Raw genomic sequence first — 2067 nt, 5'->3', positions numbered from 1 at the left:
TGCTTCCCGATGGGCATCGGCGCCATCAGGGTCGGCGTGATGACCGCGGTGCGCCGCACCCCGGGTGCGCTGAGCGCCCAGCAGGCCGACGACGCTGTGATGCTGGCCGACTCGCTCACCGCCCGCTGCCTGGGCAGCGGTGAACCACGCCTGGACGGGTCTTCCCCCGCCGACTCCCCGCACACCCTGCAGCACGCGGTGATCCACCAGGCGACGGGCATGGTGAGCGTCCAGCTCGCCCTGCCCCTGCCCCAAGCCCTGCTGCGGCTACGCGCGCATGCTTACGGCAGCGGGCGTTCCATCACCGACGTCTCCCAGGACGTGGTGGACCGGCGCCTTCGCCTGGACCCAGGCGGCAATGGCACGCCTCCGACCGTCGTAGACAAGGACTGATCGACATGACCCGCGAACATCGCGTGACCGAAGTCTTCGTGGAAGTCGCCGACTCCCTGATCGACGACTTCGACCTCATCGACTTCCTCCAGCAGCTCTCGGTGCGCTGCATGGAACTGCTGAACGTGGCGGCGGTCGGCATCCTGCTGGCCGACCAGCACGACATGCTGCAGACCATGGCGGCCTCCGACGAGCACACCCGGCTGCTGGAACTCTTCGCCCTGCAACACGACCAGGGCCCCTGCGTGGACTGCTACAAGAGCGGCCAGGCCCGCACCAACATCAACCTCACCGACCCGAAGGTCACCGCCGCCTGGCCCGCGTTCGCCGCCCGCGCCGCGGAGACCGGGTTCGTGGCCACCAACGCGCTCCCGCTGCGGCTGCGCGGCCGGGTCATCGGAGCCCTCGCACTGTTCCAGACCGACCCCGGCCCCCTCAGCAACGAGGACATCACCCTGGCCCAAGCCCTGGCGGACATGGCCACCATCGCCATCCTCCAGCAGCGCACCCTGGACCAAAGCCAAGTCGAGCGCGCCCAACTCCAGTACGCCCTGACCAGCCGCATCGTCCTGGAACAAGCCAAGGGCATCCTCGCGGAACGCTGGCACGTCTCGGTCGACGACGCCTTCGCCGCCTTCCGCGGCTACGCCCGCGCCCAAAACCACCAGCTTGCCCGGCTGGCCCGCGAGATCGCCAACGGCACATTCGACACCACCCAGATCCCACACCAGGCCACCGCGCCACCGCGGCGCTGACCCGCTTCACCCGCAGTGCGGCCGGTCCCGGCGTGCGGAAGTCGTCGCCGGGAACCGGGACTCAGACCCGATGTCGCCCGGGCGGCAGTTTCCCGAGCACAAACCCGCCCTTGTGCACCCGCCACTGCGCCCACAGCACCACCGCCTCCCGGCTCGGCTCCTGCCCCTTTCCCCGTGCGCTCCAGGGCGGCGGCCACGTGGCCGCCGCCCTGGAGCGCCACGCGGAGCCTCGCCTGAGAGTCGGAGGCATCCCGCGGCGACCCACCGCCGCTCGCCCCTTCGCGGTCTGCCAAGGGCCTGCCGCTGGTCTACCGGCACGTCGCATGAAGTCGCAAGCAGTCGCACTGAGTAACCTCTACCGAGGGTGGGGCCTTGCGTGCCTGTGAGTGACCCGCGGCCATCCGGGAGTCCTTCGAGCCCACTTGTCACATCAACACGGAAGGATCACGGATGCCGCCCGTCGGATCGCTGGGAAACCTGCTTCGCGCCATCGTGGAGCAAACCGCCCACGGCCTTCTCACGGTCGACCCGCACGGCCGCCAGGGCCGCTCTCGGCGCAATGCTGCGCAGGCGGCCGCCGAGGCCAGCGCAGAGCGACGCGAGCCCGAGGCAGTGTCCAGCTGGCTGATCGACCACGGCACACCTGGGTCGCCGCAGCAGCTGTAAGTAGCTGTTGTCTTTCCGGTCTTGAGAGATGCGCGTCGAACGGGAGTCTCGATTGGGTGGTCTCGGGGCGCTTGGTGCATACAGAAGGGGCCTCCTGAACAGCTCGTTGGTGTCGAATCACCGAGTAACAACAGGAGGCCCCGGTGCCGCAGTCTTCCGTGTCGATGGCCGGGCAGTCCAGTTCGGTGACCCTGGAGTGTGACTGTCTGGCTCACCGGTTCGGAAACGCTGCCGACAACGGCTTTCGGCAGTC

Annotated in this window: 2 protein-coding genes and 1 pseudogene; all 3 read left to right on the top strand. The window is 69.0% G+C overall.

What is annotated here, in order from left to right; translation table 11 throughout:
* A pseudogene (locus tag FCI23_RS58030) lies at positions 1 to 393 on the top strand (ANTAR domain-containing protein); the annotation flags it as partial.
* 5 nt (positions 394 to 398) lie between these two features.
* Positions 399 to 1148, top strand: a complete 750-nt coding sequence (locus FCI23_RS55370) for a GAF domain-containing protein (protein WP_169317492.1) — start codon at positions 399 to 401, stop codon at positions 1146 to 1148.
* 450 nt (positions 1149 to 1598) lie between these two features.
* Complete coding sequence (locus FCI23_RS55365; protein ID WP_136731715.1) at positions 1599 to 1814, top strand: hypothetical protein; 216 nt, start codon at positions 1599 to 1601, stop codon at positions 1812 to 1814.
* The last annotated feature ends 253 nt before the right edge of the window (positions 1815 to 2067 follow it).

Origin of the sequence: Actinacidiphila oryziradicis (genome assembly GCF_005047355.1) — a bacterium.
GTDB classification, from domain to species: domain Bacteria; phylum Actinomycetota; class Actinomycetes; order Streptomycetales; family Streptomycetaceae; genus Actinacidiphila; species Actinacidiphila oryziradicis.
Note: the sequence above shows the minus strand (reverse complement) of the source record. Positions and strands in the feature narration are given on the sequence as shown.